Origin of the sequence: Chryseobacterium sp. PET-29, assembly GCF_025736815.1 — a bacterium.
GTDB classification, from domain to species: domain Bacteria; phylum Bacteroidota; class Bacteroidia; order Flavobacteriales; family Weeksellaceae; genus Chryseobacterium; species Chryseobacterium nepalense.
Genome location: NZ_CP107053.1, coordinates 1,028,358 through 1,043,236, shown reverse-complemented (window position 1 = coordinate 1,043,236; position 14,879 = coordinate 1,028,358). Strand labels below are relative to the sequence as shown.

Sequence of the window (14,879 nt, the reverse complement as noted above, 5' to 3'; positions counted from 1 at the left end):
ATTCTAAATCATGTACAGAGACGGGGCAAGAAAAAGTATATGGCAGGAAGAAATCAGGAAATTTTCCTCGGATGCCGACCTTCAGCAACTCTACGATGTCGCAGTAGTTGGTGGAGGAATCACCGGCATTTCTACTGCCCTAAAGCTGCAGCAGGCCGGAAAGAAATGCATTCTTCTGGAAGCTGCCAATATCGGTTTCGGAACAACCGGCGGAACAACCGCACACCTTAATGATTTTTTTGATACTACCTTTAATCAGGCCATCAGCGATTTCGGACAGGAAAATGCACAATTGCTGGCAGATACAGGTCAGGAAGCCATTCGGATTATAGAAAACAATATACAGCAATATCAAATAGACTGCGATTTCCAGAGAAAGATCGCTTATCTCTTCGCTTTAGACGAAAAACAGGAGAAAGAGCTTGCCGATATTGTGGAAGGTGCCGAAAAAGTAGGCCATACCATGAATTATGTAGATGAAATTCCTTTTCCGATACCATTTAAAAAAGCGGTGACTATTCCTGACCAAGCACAGTTTCATCCGATAAAATATATTAAAGGACTTTGTGAAGCATTCATCAGTTTAGGCGGGATTATTCAGGAAGACTGCCGTTGTGAAAGCCACGATGAACAGGAAAATTATGTTGCCTTAGAAACATCCAAAGGAGAAATCAAAGCTAAAAATGTGGTGTATGCTACCCATATTCCACCCGGACTCAGTGTTCTTCATATTACCAATGCACCTTACAGAAGCTATGCTATTGCCTTCAGCCTTAAAAACGGCAAATATCCTGAAGATCTGGGATATGATCTTATCGATCCTTACCATTATTACAGAACCCAGGAAATTGAAGGGCAGACACTGCTTATCGCAGGAGGTGAAGATCACAAAACCGGCCACGAAGAAGATACGGGCGAATGTTTTTCGCGCCTGGAAAATTATGTAAGGAAATATTTTGATGTGGAAACAGCTTATTACAGCTGGTCCAGCCAATACTATGAACCGGTAGACGGATTTCCGTATATAGGAAAACTTCCGGGAAGCAGCGGAAAGATTTTTACGGCAACCGGATTCAGAGGAAACGGGATGATATTCGGAACCATTTCTTCACAGATTTTATCAGATCTTATTGTTACGGGAAGCAGTAAATACGAAAATGCTTTCAGCCCGTCCAGAATAAAACCTATTGCGGGCTTTGCCGACTTTGTCAAAGAAAATGCAGTGGTCGCTTATGACTTTATTAAAGACAAACTTTTTGCAGAAAAGATTAATTCGTTGGCAGAAGTAAAAGAGGGTGAAGCAAAAGTTGTGAAATATGAAGGTGAATCCTATGCTTTATACAAAGAAACGAACGGAAAAGTACATTTGGTAAAAAGCACCTGTCCTCATGCCAAATGTGAAGTACGGTGGAACAGCGCAGAACTCAGCTGGGACTGTCCGTGCCACGGTTCAAGGTTTAACGTCAACGGAAAACTTCTTACCGGACCTACGGTGAAAGATCTTCCGAGAGTAGATACAGATTCAGAAAATTAACAATAAGGTTATGTCTAAAAAAGGGTTTTTATATCGAAACAGTTTGAGTATTGTTTTGATTATCTTTATGATTTCCTGTCTTGCTGCACAATTTTTTACGGGCTGGAAAACAGAAAATAAAGAATTGGCTGAAAACGGAGAGGCTGCATTAAGTATCGGACAATATGTTCACAGCGGACATTTTATCCAGGCTACTTTTGAAAACTGGGAAAGTGAATTTTTACAGATGATGCTGTATGTTGTTTTAACGGTTTCACTTCGTCAGAAAGGCTCAAGTGAATCAAAATCACTGGAAGGAGAGGAAGATGTAGACAAAGAGCCTGTTCCTCACGCTAATGCTCCATGGCCCGTTAAAAAAGGCGGAATCTGGCTGAAGATTTATAAACATTCTTTATCCCTGGCTTTTGCTCTCTTGTTTATCATCAGTTTTTCACTTCATTTTTACGGAAGCCTGAAAGATTATAATGAAGAGCAGATCTCAAAAGAAAAACCTACGACTACTGCAACAGAATATATCACCGAATCCCGTTTTTGGTTTGAATCTTTCCAGAACTGGCAAAGCGAATTTCTCGCCGTGGCCTCACTGGTAATTCTCTCCATCTGGCTTAGGGAAAAAGGTTCTCCGGAATCCAAACCGGTGGATATGCCACATAATGAAACACCTTAGTTTCCTCAATTCTAATTAAAAAAGGGCTGCATCATTTTAATGCAGCCTTTATTGTATTTAAACCGTTTTGTATATTTGATTCATTTCGTCACTTTGAGTAGATTTTTGAAAAAAATCGTATCGAAAAGTTTTCAATTTTGAAGATAAATCCATTCTCGATACATTTTTTCTCCACTTTGTTGCGAAAAACACTCGAACTGAAGAAACTACTATCAAATTCTTCCAAATGCACAACGGGTTTATTTATTAACTTTTATGAAGGTGATTTAAACCTGTGCCTTTCCTTCAACACCATCTGAGTTATCCGTTGTATTTCCGGTAACAGCAGCGGTTACAAAATTAACAAGACTTACGAGTTTGCCTACTTTAGTATCCCAGTAATAAGATTCTGTAGGTTCTACACGGATAATGGAAACATTAGGATCATCTTTTCCTTCCTCAAACCATGCTTTTGCCATTGGTGACCACTTATCTTCAATGGTTGAACGGTCTTTGTAAATGGTAGCATTCCCAAAAACCGAAAGATACTGATAGTCACCGTTATTCATAAAGAACAACTGAACTCTTTTATCATCTTTAATTTCAAAATTTTTGTTGCTTGTATCACCACTGATAAACCATAGATTTCCTTCGTCATCCGTTTCCTGAAGAGTCATTGGCCTTGAATTGATAGGGAGCGTCTCCAGCTCCGTACAAAACATACAGATTTTTGCACTTTCGGATAAATCCTTGATTTTTTTAATAGCGTCCTGGTGAGTAAGATTTTCTGTTGACATAATTTTATATTTTAGTGATTTGATAAAAATTACAGTTTACTATTCAAAAATCCGACCATAGTGACGTCTCGATTCAAAAATTATAAACAATACAGCACTTGTAATAATCTCTTTTTCTATATAGAAAATCAAACTATTTAGCTTTAAGGCATTAATTTATTCATGAATAATTTCAGACTATAGAAAAGGATACAAGAATATGATAAAAACCTGCGCAGGTTTTATCCAAAAGGTGCTTAGGTTTTGTCTAAAAGGTGCTTAGGTTTTGATCAAAAGCTGCGCTGGTTTTTAATCGAAAAAGATTCAGGCATTTTTTTATAAACAGGAAGGAGTTCAGTATTTGATATAAATTATTTCTGATTCTGAAACTTTCTCAGTATTTTTACTGAACTTTTAATTTAAAGAAAATGATTCAATACTTAGATAATATTCATCACAAAGATTCAAAAAACTTTTTTCTCATCGCAGGTCCTTGTATTATTGAAGGCGAAGATATGGCGCTAAGGATTGCCGAAAAAGTTGTGGAACTTACGAATAAATACAATATTCCGTACATTTTTAAAGGAAGTTTTAAAAAAGCCAACCGAAGCAGGGTAGATTCTTTCACGACAATTGGTGAAGAAAAATCGCTGGAAATTCTTAAAAAAGTAGGAGAGACTTTTAATATTCCGACAACAACGGATATCCACGAAAATGAACATGCTGCTTTGGCTGCACAATATGTAGATGTACTGCAGATTCCTGCATTCTTGGTTCGTCAGACCGATCTGCTGGTTGCTGCTGCAGAAACCGGGAAATGTGTGACCCTTAAAAAAGGACAGTTTCTTTCCCCTGAATCCATGAAATTTGCAGTTCAGAAAATAACAGATTCCGACAATCAGAAAGTGGCGATTATTGAAAGAGGAAATTCCTTCGGATATACCGATCTTATTGTAGATTACAGGGGAATTCCGACGATGAGAAATTACGCCCCGGTGATTCTTGATGTTACGCATTCCTTGCAGCAGCCTAATCAAAGCTCAGGTGTTACAGGAGGCCGGCCGGATCTTATAGAAACGGTGGCAAAAGCCGGAATTGCGGTAGGTGCAGACGGAATTTTCATCGAAACACATCCTACACCGGAAACCGCTCTGTCTGATGGCGCGAACATGCTGAGACTTGATCTTTTGGAAGATCTGTTACAAAAATTAACGCGGGTAAGAGAAGCAATACTTTAATTGGCATTTTTACCTTACTGAAATAACATTTAAAGCGATCTTAATAAATGTTAACAAAGTATAAATAAGTTAAAATAAAATTTATATATTCACGTTTGAAATTTTAAAACATTTCTTTTGAAAAAACTAGTTTTACCATTGAGCCTTATGGTTCCTGCATTAGTATTCTCCCAGGTAAGAAAAAAGAAGGATACGATGAAAACCGCGAATATTGAAGAAGTGGTGTTTCAGAAAAAAGTGACAGGAAAAACCAATGACCTTACTACGGTGAAAATATCGGCCAAAGATGCTCAGAATGTTGCGAGTATTTCCGGAGGTATTGAGGGAATTATCAAAACATTACCTTCCGTAAATTCAAATACGGAACTTTCTTCACAGTATATGGTTCGTGGCGGAAACTACGATGAAAACCTTATCTACATCAATGATATTGAAATTTACAGACCTTTCCTGATCAGAAATTCTCAGCAGGAGGGGCTTAGTATTATCAATCCGGATATGGTTTCTACGGTAAACTTCTCTGCCGGCGGCTTTGAACCCAGATATGGGGACAAGATGTCTTCGGCACTAAATATTTATTACCGTGAACCTGAAAAATTCGAGGTTTCAGGAGAAGGAAGCTTAATCGGCGGAAGACTTACCACAGGTTTTGCCGCAGGAAAGGATAAGGAAGGAAATAGGAAATTAACGGCTTTGTTCTCAGCCCGGTACAGGAATACCAATCTTGTTCTTAACACATTAAAGGAGGATACGGATTTCAATCCGAAGTATATGGATTTTCAGACGTATCTGAATTATCATTTCAGTCCGAAGTTAACACTGTCTTTCATAGGATTCTACTCTAATAATGATTATGAAATGATTCCAAAAGAAAGGGAAGTGGATTTCGGAAGCCTGCAGCAGCCTCTCAAGCTGAATGTTGCTTATGGAGGTCGTGAAGATGATAAGTATAAAAATATGATGGGAACCGCATCATTGAATTTCAAGCCCACGGACAAATGGCGATTTACCCTTGATGCATTTGCTTATCAAAACCGTGAAAGAGAATATTACAGTATTGCTTCGGCGTACGTTCTGCAGACTTTTGATCCGGTAACCGGAGATCCGGTAACATCATACGATGCAGGGGGGCAGATTGAGCATGCACGGAATGACCTTTTTGTAAAAACATACGGTGCACAGTTCAGGACGCGCTTCTCACCAAACGTGAATACGGATGTTGAAGTAGGATTCAAATATGAAAAAGAAAATCTTAAAGATTTTACCAATGAATGGCGGCTTGTAGATTCTGCAGGATACAGTCTTCCGCACGAAGCATTTATCGATCCCAGAAATGCAGGCGACTTAAATCTGATGTACAATATTGCAGGCAGAAACCATATCCAGCCTACAAGGATGTCTGCGTATGCACAATATTCCCAGAAATTTTTCTGGGGCAGCAATAAAGTATTTGTAAATGCCGGAGCTAGAGTTGCCCACTGGAGTTTTAATAATGAAACCATATTTTCTCCAAGAGCTCAGTTTGCCATTAAGCCGGATTGGGATACGGATATGTTGTTCAGACTTTCGGGAGGAATTTATTATCAGGCGCCTTTCTATAAGGAAATTAAAGACCTTGAAGGCAACTTCAATTCTTCTATAAAATCTCAGCGATCCATACAGGCTATTTTAGCCAACGACTATGAATTTTATATGTATGACAGGCCGTTCAAATTGACAACAGAACTGTACTATAAAAAAATGAATGACCTGATTCCTTATTATATGGACAATGTAAGAATACGGTATACAGGAAAAAATAATGCTTCAGGATATTCCTACGGAATTGATACCAGGCTTTTTGGGGAATTTGTTCCGGGTGTAGATTCATGGCTGTCTGCAAGCTATGCAAGAGTATATGAAAATATCGACGGGAAAGGGGATATTCCCAGACCGACAGACCAGCGATTCAGGTTTGCGATGTTCTATCAGGATTATATGCCGAGATTTCCTGCTATGCGTGTTAACTTAACTCTTGTCTACGCAATGGGCCTTCCTACGGGAGCACCGATGCTTACTGATCCCTATCAGTATCAGAAGACATTGCCATCTTACAAAAGGGTAGATCTTGGACTTTCTTATGCATTTATTGATCCTAAAGAAAAGAAAAATACTTATGGATTCTGGGAGAATTTTGAAGAACTTACTTTAGGTGTTCAGGTATTTAATGCCTTTAATATCAGAAATACGGTGGCCAACCAATGGATTACGGATGCCAATACCAATTTTATGTATCCGGTTCCGGTACGCCTTACCGGAAGGTTTTTCAATGTAAAACTTGAATTTAGAATCAAATAATGAATATAAAAGAACTTCTGGTAAGAGGTTCTTTTTTTCTGAATTGTGTAACAACCTTACAAAATTTTATAACAACAATACCCTATATATTTTTATATTTGTTCATTAATAATTTATCATTTAAGGAATGAAAAAATATGTCATTGCAGTTGTATTAACTGTATTTTCCATAATTTCGGCTTCAGCACAGTCTAAAAAGAATGCACAGGTTTCCGTGTTGTATCAAAACTATATTACCATTAAAACGGCCCTGGCTTCCGATGACGCTGAAAAAGCATCAAAAGCGGCATCCCAGTTTATTAAATCCTCTTCAGAAGTCAATAATAAAATAATTTCTGAAAAAGAATTAAATACGCTTAGAGAAGACGCTAAAATTATTGCAACTTCCAAAAATATTTCAGTTCAGAGAAAATCTTTTTATCAATTATCTGATCAAATGATAGCATTGGCAAAAGAATTTAAAGTATCACAAAATCCGGTATATGTTCAATATTGTCCGATGGCTGAAGGAAGCTGGCTGAGTGATGAATCAAAGATTATTAATCCGTATTACGGGAAATCAATGTTGTCGTGCGGGAATGTAAAGTCAACAATTAAGTAATAAAATGCTTAATATAAATAGTAGATTCTTCTGCATTTCAATGTTTTATAATCATTAATATAAAAACATCTTCAACTATATAATTGAGTTCAAATCGAAATCAACGGTATTAAAATCAATAAATATTTTATACTGCGCGTGCATCAGTCCCTGTCCGAAACTACCTTTTATTCTTAATTTTCCATTTACGCTAAATTTAGAATCAAAAGGAATTTTTTTGGGAACATGTTGAAAAAATTCGTCACTGTTGCTGATGTGTAAAATCGGCTGAGCCATGCCGAAGGGTTTTGTAAAAAGCATAATGAATATTTCCTGATCTAAAATAACAATATCTGCCTTGTTGAATTGATATCTGTAAGCGAGTTTGGCAACAGATTCCATTTCCATATCAAGTTTCTTGAATAGAATGTATTGTTTTCCTTTTAAAGATTGTAAGAAAGCTTTATGCTTTTTCTTATAATGTAAATGAATTGCCAGATTTCCAAATATGAAAAAGCAAACCATTGCGCTTAAAATAAAATACATTTCCATAGTTTGCAAAATAAAAACGGAGCCTGAAAATCAAGCTCCGCCATGTATTTAACTTAAAAATTATTTACCCAGATAAGATTTTAAAATCTTACTTCTGGTGTTGTGTTTCAATCTCTTGATCGCTTTTTCTTTGATCTGGCGAACCCTTTCTCTCGTAAGGTCAAAAGTTTCACCGATTTCTTCAAGGGTCATCGGATGTTTGCCGTTCAGTCCGAAATATAGCCTTACCAGGTCTGCTTCTCTCGGTGTAAGTGTATTTAATGCTCTTTCGATCTCAATCTGTAGCGATTCAAGCATCAGATCTTTATCCGGACTCGGTGATTCTCCTGAACGTAATACATCGTAAAGATTGGAATCTTCTCCTTCTACCAAAGGTGCATCCATAGACAAATGTCTTCCGGAATTTTTCATCGATTCCTTAATATCTTCCTCACTCATATCAAGAACTTCTGCCAATTCCTCCGGTGAAGGCGGTCTTTCATTTTCCTGTTCAAGGTGAGCGTAAGCTTTGTTGATCTTATTGATAGACCCGATTTTGTTCAATGGTAATCTTACAATTCTCGACTGTTCTGCCAAAGCCTGTAAGATCGACTGACGAATCCACCAAACTGCGTAAGAGATAAATTTGAAACCTCTAGTCTCATCGTACCTTTTTGCCGCTTTCATAAGTCCCAGATTACCTTCATTGATCAAATCCGGTAAAGAAAGACCCTGATTTTGGTATTGTTTAGACACCGATACTACGAAACGAAGGTTAGCCTTGATTAATTTTTCCAACGCGGCTCTGTCACCGGCACGGATCCTTTGTGCTAATTCTACTTCTTCATCCGCAGTAATCAATTCAACCTTACCAATTTCCTGCAAATACTTGTCTAATGAAGCAGTTTCCCTATTGGTTACCTGCTTAGTGATTTTTAATTGTCTCATCTATTTTTTCCTCAAAAAAGAGTTTCTATACTATTATACGTTGGAGATAAGCAAAAGGTTACAAATATTTCAATTAATTTTTATTGAATTAAATTACATCTGGGAAAATAATTGTAAATTATGCGTTCTGCACTCTTTAAGGCGATTTTAATTCCAGCATTACTTTAGAAATGTTATTCAGGGAATTTTATTTTTTAAGCCTTAATTGAATGAGCTTTTAATTTAGAATTGTTCTATTATTAGGAGCTTCTTCCCGCTTTCCGCACTCGCTATTTTTATATTTTCGGCGGCATGTACTTTGCCTGCCGAAAATATAAAAATGAGCTTAAACAAAGCTTCAATCGGGGCTAGGGTGGTAGTTATCCTATTAAATGTAAAATTAGTAACCACATCCACAATATTTGTCATCCTGAAAGGATCTAACCAAGCTTAAAAAATTACGTTGAGATGCTTTCAGCATGACAAATTACAGGTAATAGATTAAAAAAAGCGAAACCAAAGTTTCGCTTCAATATTATAACAAATAGTAATTGACTATTTACATTAAGTTCATCTTTAAAAAAGATCATTCAGCCATTTTGCCAGTCGTAATCCACCGTATAAAAGTTGTCTTTCCATCGTATTATTGAATTTATACTGATAGTCATAAGACAGTTTGGAATCATTTGGGGTCTGTGCATAAATTGTATTGGCAATTTTATGAGAATCATACAGCCAGTCTTCAAGAGTACCTTTCTGGATTTCCTTTACTTCTGCATCAGATTTAATGTCTAATAATGTTGCATACTCGGTATAGCTGTATTTTTGAGAATCTACGAGTTTTCCATCCCAGACAGAATGCAAATTGGTCTTATCTCCAAAGTAAGTAACATTAATTTTATTTCCTCCCAGATCTTCCGCTCTCCCTACATGCAAAGGCTGCGCAAGATCACCCATAATATGAATAAGGAAAATCAAAGCAATTTTTCTGTCTTTCTCAGCAGTTTTTTCATTTTTGATCTGACTGGAAAGAACATTCACCTGAGTATATAAACTTGGTCCGGCCTGTCCTTTCAGTTTTTCTTCAAAAATTTTGAAATCAGTCTGCGGATCGATATTTACATAATGCCACGATGAAGCCTGTTTCCAGGCACCTGTTGTATCAGATTTAATAAAATCCGGCCAGTTGGCCCAATAAGCCAGCCGTTCTCTCCCCATCATTTTTTTAATTTCCCGCCTTGCTTTCCCAGAAAGGTGATTTTCGGCAATTTCCGCAATAATTCTGTGCCCTGTCAATCCCCACGCATATGAATACAGCGAAGATGCCATGAATGCTAAAACCAAAATTTTAGAATAAATACTTTTCATTGTAAATAACATTTTCAGGATGCAAAGATACGGTTAATTTTGAGGTTAAAATTAAGGTAGAGAAAAGGAGTGGAAGATTTAATCAAATCTTAATTTCAATTTTAGATTAAGGTTCGGTCAAGGATAAGGTAGGTTAAATTTAGTGCGAACTAATTCATGTAATTTAATCTCAACCTCAGTCTTAACCTTATTTTTGCCGTTTCTTCTTTTACTCGTAATTATTTACTATTTTAGAATAAAATTAATCAACAATTATTTTTTCAATAATTTGAGATATAGTATTTTTATAAGCCAAAATCACAGCAGACACTATGTATGAGAACAATATTGTAGAGATGCATTACAATAAACTGCAAACAGATTTCAAAGCAGAAGCTGTAGCAGTAAACCTCTTGAAATATCACAGAGCAGTAAGCAATATATTTATCCAGCGAATCGGCATCAATGACCGGGCCTATCTTAAAGATATTAAAAGTATTACCAGCGATTACCTTGGTTTCGACGAAGAAGTTTTTATTATAGAAACCTATAGGGAAGGTATCTACGATTATCTGCCGGAAGGACTTTTCCACCCGCCATCTTTGGGTGCAACGAGGAAAAACGTGGAAAGTGTCGTGAAGGAAATCCGCAAACAGAAAAGGGTAGAAGAAGATGCACGAAAGTTCTTCAGGCCTTTTGAACTGGAAATTTTTTTTACCGAAGTAAGTGCTTTGCTGAAAGAATTCGACTTTGAAATTGCCAGTGATACCGATGCTCTGCTGAAAACGGTAAGTGAACTCTGGCCGCTTGTAAAAATGATGGATAAACAAAACGCCTATATATTCATCCATATTTTGCCTTTTTTTAATCAGATCCGTGGAGATAAAGCATGGTTTGAAAGGTGCATGACCGCTTTTCTGCAAATTCCTGTTATGGTAACCTTTGCTCCAAACATTATCGATGGTGTAGAAGAGAATGATGACTCTATGTTGTTAGGGAATTCCCGCCTCGGCGTAACTTATATTCCGAGTGGGAAACATATGGACGGACAGAGAAACTGGGTAGTTAATATCGGCCCTATTCCTTATGGGGAAATGAAAAAATATATCAATGGCAGCCCGTTCCGGAAAGTACTGAATGCCATGTATGATTATTTCCTTCCGGTAAGTGTGGATATTGAAGAGAATTTTATCACCGAAAAAGAAGCCTTTTCATTCGCTCTGGAAGATGATGAAAGAAATTCAAACCGACTTGGATACTCTACATTCCTCTGAAAATTTTTAACTATATTTACTAAACCAATTAAAAATATTAATTCGAAAAAGACACATGGAAATTTCTTCAGTAAAGGGAATCTTTTTAAGGTATATTCTCATGCCTTTATTTGCGGTTATTATGATGGTAATCCTCGGAATTATCAGAAGAAATAAGCCTGCGATAAAAATAAAAACCATTATCATCTATGTTCTGCTGTGCAGTTTGTGTCTTGCCATTCCGGGATTTTTCGGCTTCGCGGGAAATCTTTTCAATCCGTACTGGTATCTAATTGCACAAATCATTTATCTGATTCTGGGAATAATACATGTGAACCTTTCAGACAAATATTTTAAAAAACATTTTAGTTCTTTAACGAAAAGCATACTATTTGAATCCATTTTATCCGTTACCTGTGTCGGTTTTGGAGGATATTTGTTTTATTTAATATTCAACTGGATGAGTAAAGGTACAGGATATCCCATAATGGCCGCGACAAGTATTTTAATATTCCTTGTTCCATTGGTTTTCCATTACTGCTATGTTCAGTTAATTAGTATTCCGGTTGATATATATAAGACCTGGCGCTATTCTCCGGAACAGAAACTACCGGACTTTGAAGGAGCAGATTTCGACAGGCTGATGGTTCTGAATGTTGAGCTCAGCAAAAATCTTGAAGATGCCAACAGATTTCGGATTAAAGCCAAAACATTGCCTACGGGAATTACTTTCGGAGATTGGTTTTACAGGGTAGTGGACGATTACAACCATAAAAACCCGAATTCCGTGATTCATTTATCAGATCAGCAAAACGAATCGTATTATTGGATTTTCTATACGAAAAAGTCATTCTTCAGCTTTAGAAAATATATTGATTTTGAACAGGATATTACAGAAAACAGGATTTCTGAAAACGATGTGGTGATCTGTAAAAGGGTCATCCAGCATGAGGAAGAAGGAATAAGAAGAACACAATCTCACACCATTTAAAAAATATTGAATATGATACAGCCTATTAAGCATTTTGCCATCAATTGGGTTGACGGGATGAAGGTTTCCCAGAGACATCTTAACGATCAGGATAATTTTTTAATCGATACCATCAGAGATTCCAGTTCATTGGGAATCACCGCATATAACTATGGGCTTCTGCCTATTTCAAACGAATTTACAGACCGTAGTATTTTTGATGTCCACAATACGGCTACTAATGATGTACAATTGGTCATCAAGCGTTGCAGCGCAGTAACGCTTGCCGGTTACAGAATTGAACTGATTGACAGAAGAGTAAGTGTAAAATCTCTCGCAAAACTCATGAATGATGAACAGGCAGATGGCGATTACTATATTTTAATTTCCGTAAATCCTTTTGATAAAGTGCCTTTTGGAGATATTGACCCCGAGGAAATTCCGCCGCGTCACCCGAATACACAGCCGAACCATCATATTGAACTGCTTCCCGTAACATCGCTCAACAGCAGCTATTCCGGAGGAAATTACCTTATCATTGGCAAAGTAGATCTCAAAGGAAATATTGCCCAGGTAGATTCTAACTTTATCCCGCCATGTACTTCGGTTCAGAGCCATCCCGCACTGCTGGATTATTACAATACTTTTGCAAAGTCCGTCGGGAATCTTCAGCAATATGCCTTTAAAATCATTCAGAAGGCATCGCATAAAAACCAGAATACTGCTCTTGCGCAGAACGTTAAGTTTTTATGCAATACCATGATCAATACATTTGGGGATATGTATTTCCAGTTCAGGAATATAACACCATATCAGCCGCCGGTATTTCTGATTGAATCTTTTGCAAAGCTGGCACTGCGTCTTTACAATGCAACTCAGGTCCTTGTTCCGGCTGAATTGGAAGAAATGCTGAACTACAGTCTGGAATGGAGCGAAATTGCACCTCACACTTTACTGAATCAGCTGTCAATTGTAGCAGAAACCAATTACGATCATCACAACTGCGGCGAACCGTTGATCTATATTCAACAAATGCTGAGAAGCCTTGAAACAATTTTCTCCAAATTAAGCGAACTTGATTATATCGGTCAGCGAAAAGAAAATATAATTGTTAATGAGCAGGAAGTATCCAACAATAACAATCCTAAAAGAGGCTGGAGTGTTTTAGATTAATGTTGAAATATTCTTTAAAAGATAGTGATCCCGAAATTTGTTATTCGGGATTTTTTATATAAAAACTTGTTTTAAACTTTCTATCTAACCACAAAGACCAAAAAGATTATTTTAAAGTTCTTATTAGATAAATAATGTTCTCAAAGATAAAAATCAGAGATTTTTAAAAACTGTTGTCCTCTTTATCTTCATATTAATTAACTTTAAATATTAAAATATCTAAATCTTTTGCATCTTTTGCGGTTAAATTTAAAATCAGCTTAAACAGTTAAACAAAATTACAATCAAATAAGATTAAAATCATTTTACAAATGAATACAGAAAAAATACGACAGGATATCAGGGGGCTTTCGGACGGAAAAATTTTTCTCAATAATGCAGGATCGTCTTTAATGCCATCAATCGTAGTAGATGCAATGAAAGAATATCTTGAACTGGAAGAACAGATAGGAGGGTATGAAGCAGCAAACAGAAATGCAGAAACTCTGGAAAAATTCTATGATGAAACGGCCAGATTGATTAATGCAAAGCCTTCCAATATTGCTTTTGCAACCAGCGCTACCGAAGCTTATGCTAAAGCTTTATCCAGCATTATGTTTGAAGAAGACGATGTTATCATTACCACTGCAGACGATTATATTTCCAACCAGATTACTTTTATCTCACTCCAGAAAAAATTAAAGGTAAATATAATAAGAACTAAAAATCTTCCCGATAATGAGCTGGATCTTGAAGACCTGGAAAATTTAATTAAAAAATACAATCCGAAATTAATTGCAGTTACTCATATCCCGACAAATTCGGGATTAATCCAGAATGTGGAAGGTGTCGGAAGACTCTGTAAACAATATGATGTTTTGTATCTGGTTGATGCATGTCAATCGGTAGGCCAGCTTGCTGTAGATGTTGAAAAAATCGGCTGTGATTTCTTATCGGCAACCGGAAGAAAATTCATGCGAGGACCAAGAGGAACCGGCTTTTTGTATGTTTCAGACAAAGTTTTGGAACAGAATTATGCACCGCTACTCTTGGATATGAGAGGTGCAGACTGGACGGAGTTTAACAATTATGAGCTATTTAAAACAGCAAAAAGATTCGAAAGTTGGGAAATTTCATATGCCTCGTTAATGGGCTTTACAAAAGCTTTACAATATGCCAACAATATAGGATTGAACGCGATTGAACATTACAACAGAGGATTGTCTGTAAGATTAAGGGAAAACCTAAGAAACAGCGGCTTTAATGTCTGGGACTGGGGTGAAAACCTGAGCAGCATCGTCACTTTTTCCGGTCCGGACGGTGATCTGGAAAAAATTCAGCATGTTTTGAAAGAGCATAATGTTTTCTTTTCAGTAACGCATAAAAACTCCGCTTTAATAGATTTTGCACGGAAAAATATTAGTGGGATTGTGCGTTTGTCACCGCATTATTTTAATACCGTTGAAGAAATTGATGTTGTCTCTAATGTTCTAAAAAGAGCTTTTTTTAGATAGAATGAGGCTTCGACAGGCTCAGCCTGACAACGCTTAAACAATATCCTAAGTATTTCGTAATGTCATCATTAGCT

At 36.8% G+C, this 14,879-nt stretch carries 13 protein-coding genes; 9 read left to right on the top strand and 4 right to left on the bottom strand.

Annotation, left to right across the window (positions count from 1 at the left end; genetic code table 11):
- Positions 1 to 10 precede the first annotated feature (10 nt).
- Together ODE14_RS04590 and ODE14_RS04585 are read left to right on the top strand one after the other, a co-directional pair.
- Positions 11 to 1,534: an FAD-dependent oxidoreductase gene (locus ODE14_RS04590; protein WP_263603137.1), complete on the top strand. Its 1,524-nt coding sequence runs from the start codon at positions 11 to 13 to the stop codon at positions 1,532 to 1,534.
- Positions 1,535 to 1,544: 10 nt separating this feature from the next.
- On the top strand, positions 1,545 to 2,201 hold the full coding sequence (locus tag ODE14_RS04585) for a DUF6766 family protein (protein WP_263603136.1): 657 nt from the start codon (positions 1,545 to 1,547) through the stop codon (positions 2,199 to 2,201).
- A 266-nt stretch (positions 2,202 to 2,467) separates the two neighbouring features.
- On the opposite strand, the gene ODE14_RS04580 is transcribed toward ODE14_RS04585, so the two are convergent.
- Positions 2,468 to 2,977, bottom strand: coding sequence for a pyridoxamine 5'-phosphate oxidase family protein (locus ODE14_RS04580; RefSeq protein WP_263603135.1), 510 nt, complete (start codon positions 2,975 to 2,977; stop codon positions 2,468 to 2,470).
- 407 nt (positions 2,978 to 3,384) lie between these two features.
- On the opposite strand from ODE14_RS04580, the gene kdsA reads away from it, so the two are divergent.
- The 3 genes from kdsA (at position 3,385) to ODE14_RS04565 (ending at position 7,132) form a co-directional block, all read left to right on the top strand.
- Positions 3,385 to 4,194, top strand: coding sequence for a 3-deoxy-8-phosphooctulonate synthase (gene kdsA, locus ODE14_RS04575; RefSeq protein WP_248393417.1), 810 nt, complete (start codon positions 3,385 to 3,387; stop codon positions 4,192 to 4,194).
- Positions 4,195 to 4,311: 117 nt separating this feature from the next.
- Positions 4,312 to 6,531 (top strand): TonB-dependent receptor plug domain-containing protein, encoded by a 2,220-nt coding sequence (locus ODE14_RS04570; protein ID WP_263603134.1) that lies wholly within the window; start codon positions 4,312 to 4,314, stop codon positions 6,529 to 6,531.
- Positions 6,532 to 6,658: 127 nt separating this feature from the next.
- Entirely contained in the window at positions 6,659 to 7,132 is a 474-nt protein-coding gene (locus ODE14_RS04565) for a DUF3347 domain-containing protein (RefSeq protein WP_263603133.1), read from the top strand.
- Positions 7,133 to 7,207: 75 nt separating this feature from the next.
- Here the strand turns inward: ODE14_RS04565 and ODE14_RS04560 are convergent, their stop codons facing one another.
- From ODE14_RS04560 to ODE14_RS04550, 3 genes are all read right to left on the bottom strand, one after another.
- Positions 7,208 to 7,657 carry a hypothetical protein gene (locus ODE14_RS04560; RefSeq protein ID WP_263603132.1) on the bottom strand — a complete coding sequence of 150 codons (450 nt, stop codon included), beginning with the start codon at positions 7,655 to 7,657 and terminating at the stop codon, positions 7,208 to 7,210.
- A 66-nt stretch (positions 7,658 to 7,723) separates the two neighbouring features.
- On the bottom strand, positions 7,724 to 8,590 hold the full coding sequence (locus ODE14_RS04555) for an RNA polymerase sigma factor RpoD/SigA (RefSeq protein WP_002979276.1): 867 nt from the start codon (positions 8,588 to 8,590) through the stop codon (positions 7,724 to 7,726).
- A gap of 555 nt (positions 8,591 to 9,145) precedes the next feature.
- Positions 9,146 to 9,937 carry a S1/P1 nuclease gene (locus ODE14_RS04550; RefSeq protein ID WP_263603131.1) on the bottom strand — a complete coding sequence of 264 codons (792 nt, stop codon included), beginning with the start codon at positions 9,935 to 9,937 and terminating at the stop codon, positions 9,146 to 9,148.
- A 311-nt stretch (positions 9,938 to 10,248) separates the two neighbouring features.
- Between ODE14_RS04550 and ODE14_RS04545 the strand changes: the two genes are divergently transcribed.
- The 4 genes from ODE14_RS04545 to ODE14_RS04530 all read left to right on the top strand — a co-directional run bounded on the left by ODE14_RS04545 (position 10,249) and on the right by ODE14_RS04530 (position 14,805).
- Complete coding sequence (locus ODE14_RS04545; RefSeq protein ID WP_263603130.1) at positions 10,249 to 11,190, top strand: hypothetical protein; 942 nt, start codon at positions 10,249 to 10,251, stop codon at positions 11,188 to 11,190.
- Between the two features lie 55 nt (positions 11,191 to 11,245).
- Positions 11,246 to 12,160, top strand: coding sequence for a TssN family type VI secretion system protein (locus tag ODE14_RS04540; protein WP_263603129.1), 915 nt, complete (start codon positions 11,246 to 11,248; stop codon positions 12,158 to 12,160).
- 12 nt (positions 12,161 to 12,172) lie between these two features.
- Positions 12,173 to 13,312: a hypothetical protein gene (locus ODE14_RS04535; RefSeq protein ID WP_248393427.1), complete on the top strand. Its 1,140-nt coding sequence runs from the start codon at positions 12,173 to 12,175 to the stop codon at positions 13,310 to 13,312.
- A 311-nt stretch (positions 13,313 to 13,623) separates the two neighbouring features.
- Positions 13,624 to 14,805 (top strand): aminotransferase class V-fold PLP-dependent enzyme, encoded by a 1,182-nt coding sequence (locus ODE14_RS04530; RefSeq protein ID WP_263603128.1) that lies wholly within the window; start codon positions 13,624 to 13,626, stop codon positions 14,803 to 14,805.
- The last annotated feature ends 74 nt before the right edge of the window (positions 14,806 to 14,879 follow it).

Excerpts from the sequence above, each read along its gene's own strand:
- ODE14_RS04555 (WP_002979276.1), bottom strand. The coding sequence starts at position 8,590 with ATGAGACAATTAAAAATCACTAAGCAGGTAACCAATAGGGAAACTGCT.
- ODE14_RS04590 (WP_263603137.1), top strand. The coding sequence starts at position 11 with ATGTACAGAGACGGGGCAAGAAAAAGTATATGGCAGGAAGAAATCAGG.
- ODE14_RS04540 (WP_263603129.1), top strand. The coding sequence starts at position 11,246 with ATGGAAATTTCTTCAGTAAAGGGAATCTTTTTAAGGTATATTCTCATG.
- ODE14_RS04530 (WP_263603128.1), top strand. The coding sequence starts at position 13,624 with ATGAATACAGAAAAAATACGACAGGATATCAGGGGGCTTTCGGACGGA.
- ODE14_RS04550 (WP_263603131.1), bottom strand. The coding sequence starts at position 9,937 with ATGAAAAGTATTTATTCTAAAATTTTGGTTTTAGCATTCATGGCATCT.
- ODE14_RS04535 (WP_248393427.1), top strand. The coding sequence starts at position 12,173 with ATGATACAGCCTATTAAGCATTTTGCCATCAATTGGGTTGACGGGATG.
- ODE14_RS04545 (WP_263603130.1), top strand. The coding sequence starts at position 10,249 with ATGTATGAGAACAATATTGTAGAGATGCATTACAATAAACTGCAAACA.
- ODE14_RS04560 (WP_263603132.1), bottom strand. The coding sequence starts at position 7,657 with ATGTATTTTATTTTAAGCGCAATGGTTTGCTTTTTCATATTTGGAAAT.
- ODE14_RS04585 (WP_263603136.1), top strand. The coding sequence starts at position 1,545 with ATGTCTAAAAAAGGGTTTTTATATCGAAACAGTTTGAGTATTGTTTTG.
- kdsA (WP_248393417.1), top strand. The coding sequence starts at position 3,385 with ATGATTCAATACTTAGATAATATTCATCACAAAGATTCAAAAAACTTT.
- ODE14_RS04565 (WP_263603133.1), top strand. The coding sequence starts at position 6,659 with ATGAAAAAATATGTCATTGCAGTTGTATTAACTGTATTTTCCATAATT.
- ODE14_RS04580 (WP_263603135.1), bottom strand. The coding sequence starts at position 2,977 with ATGTCAACAGAAAATCTTACTCACCAGGACGCTATTAAAAAAATCAAG.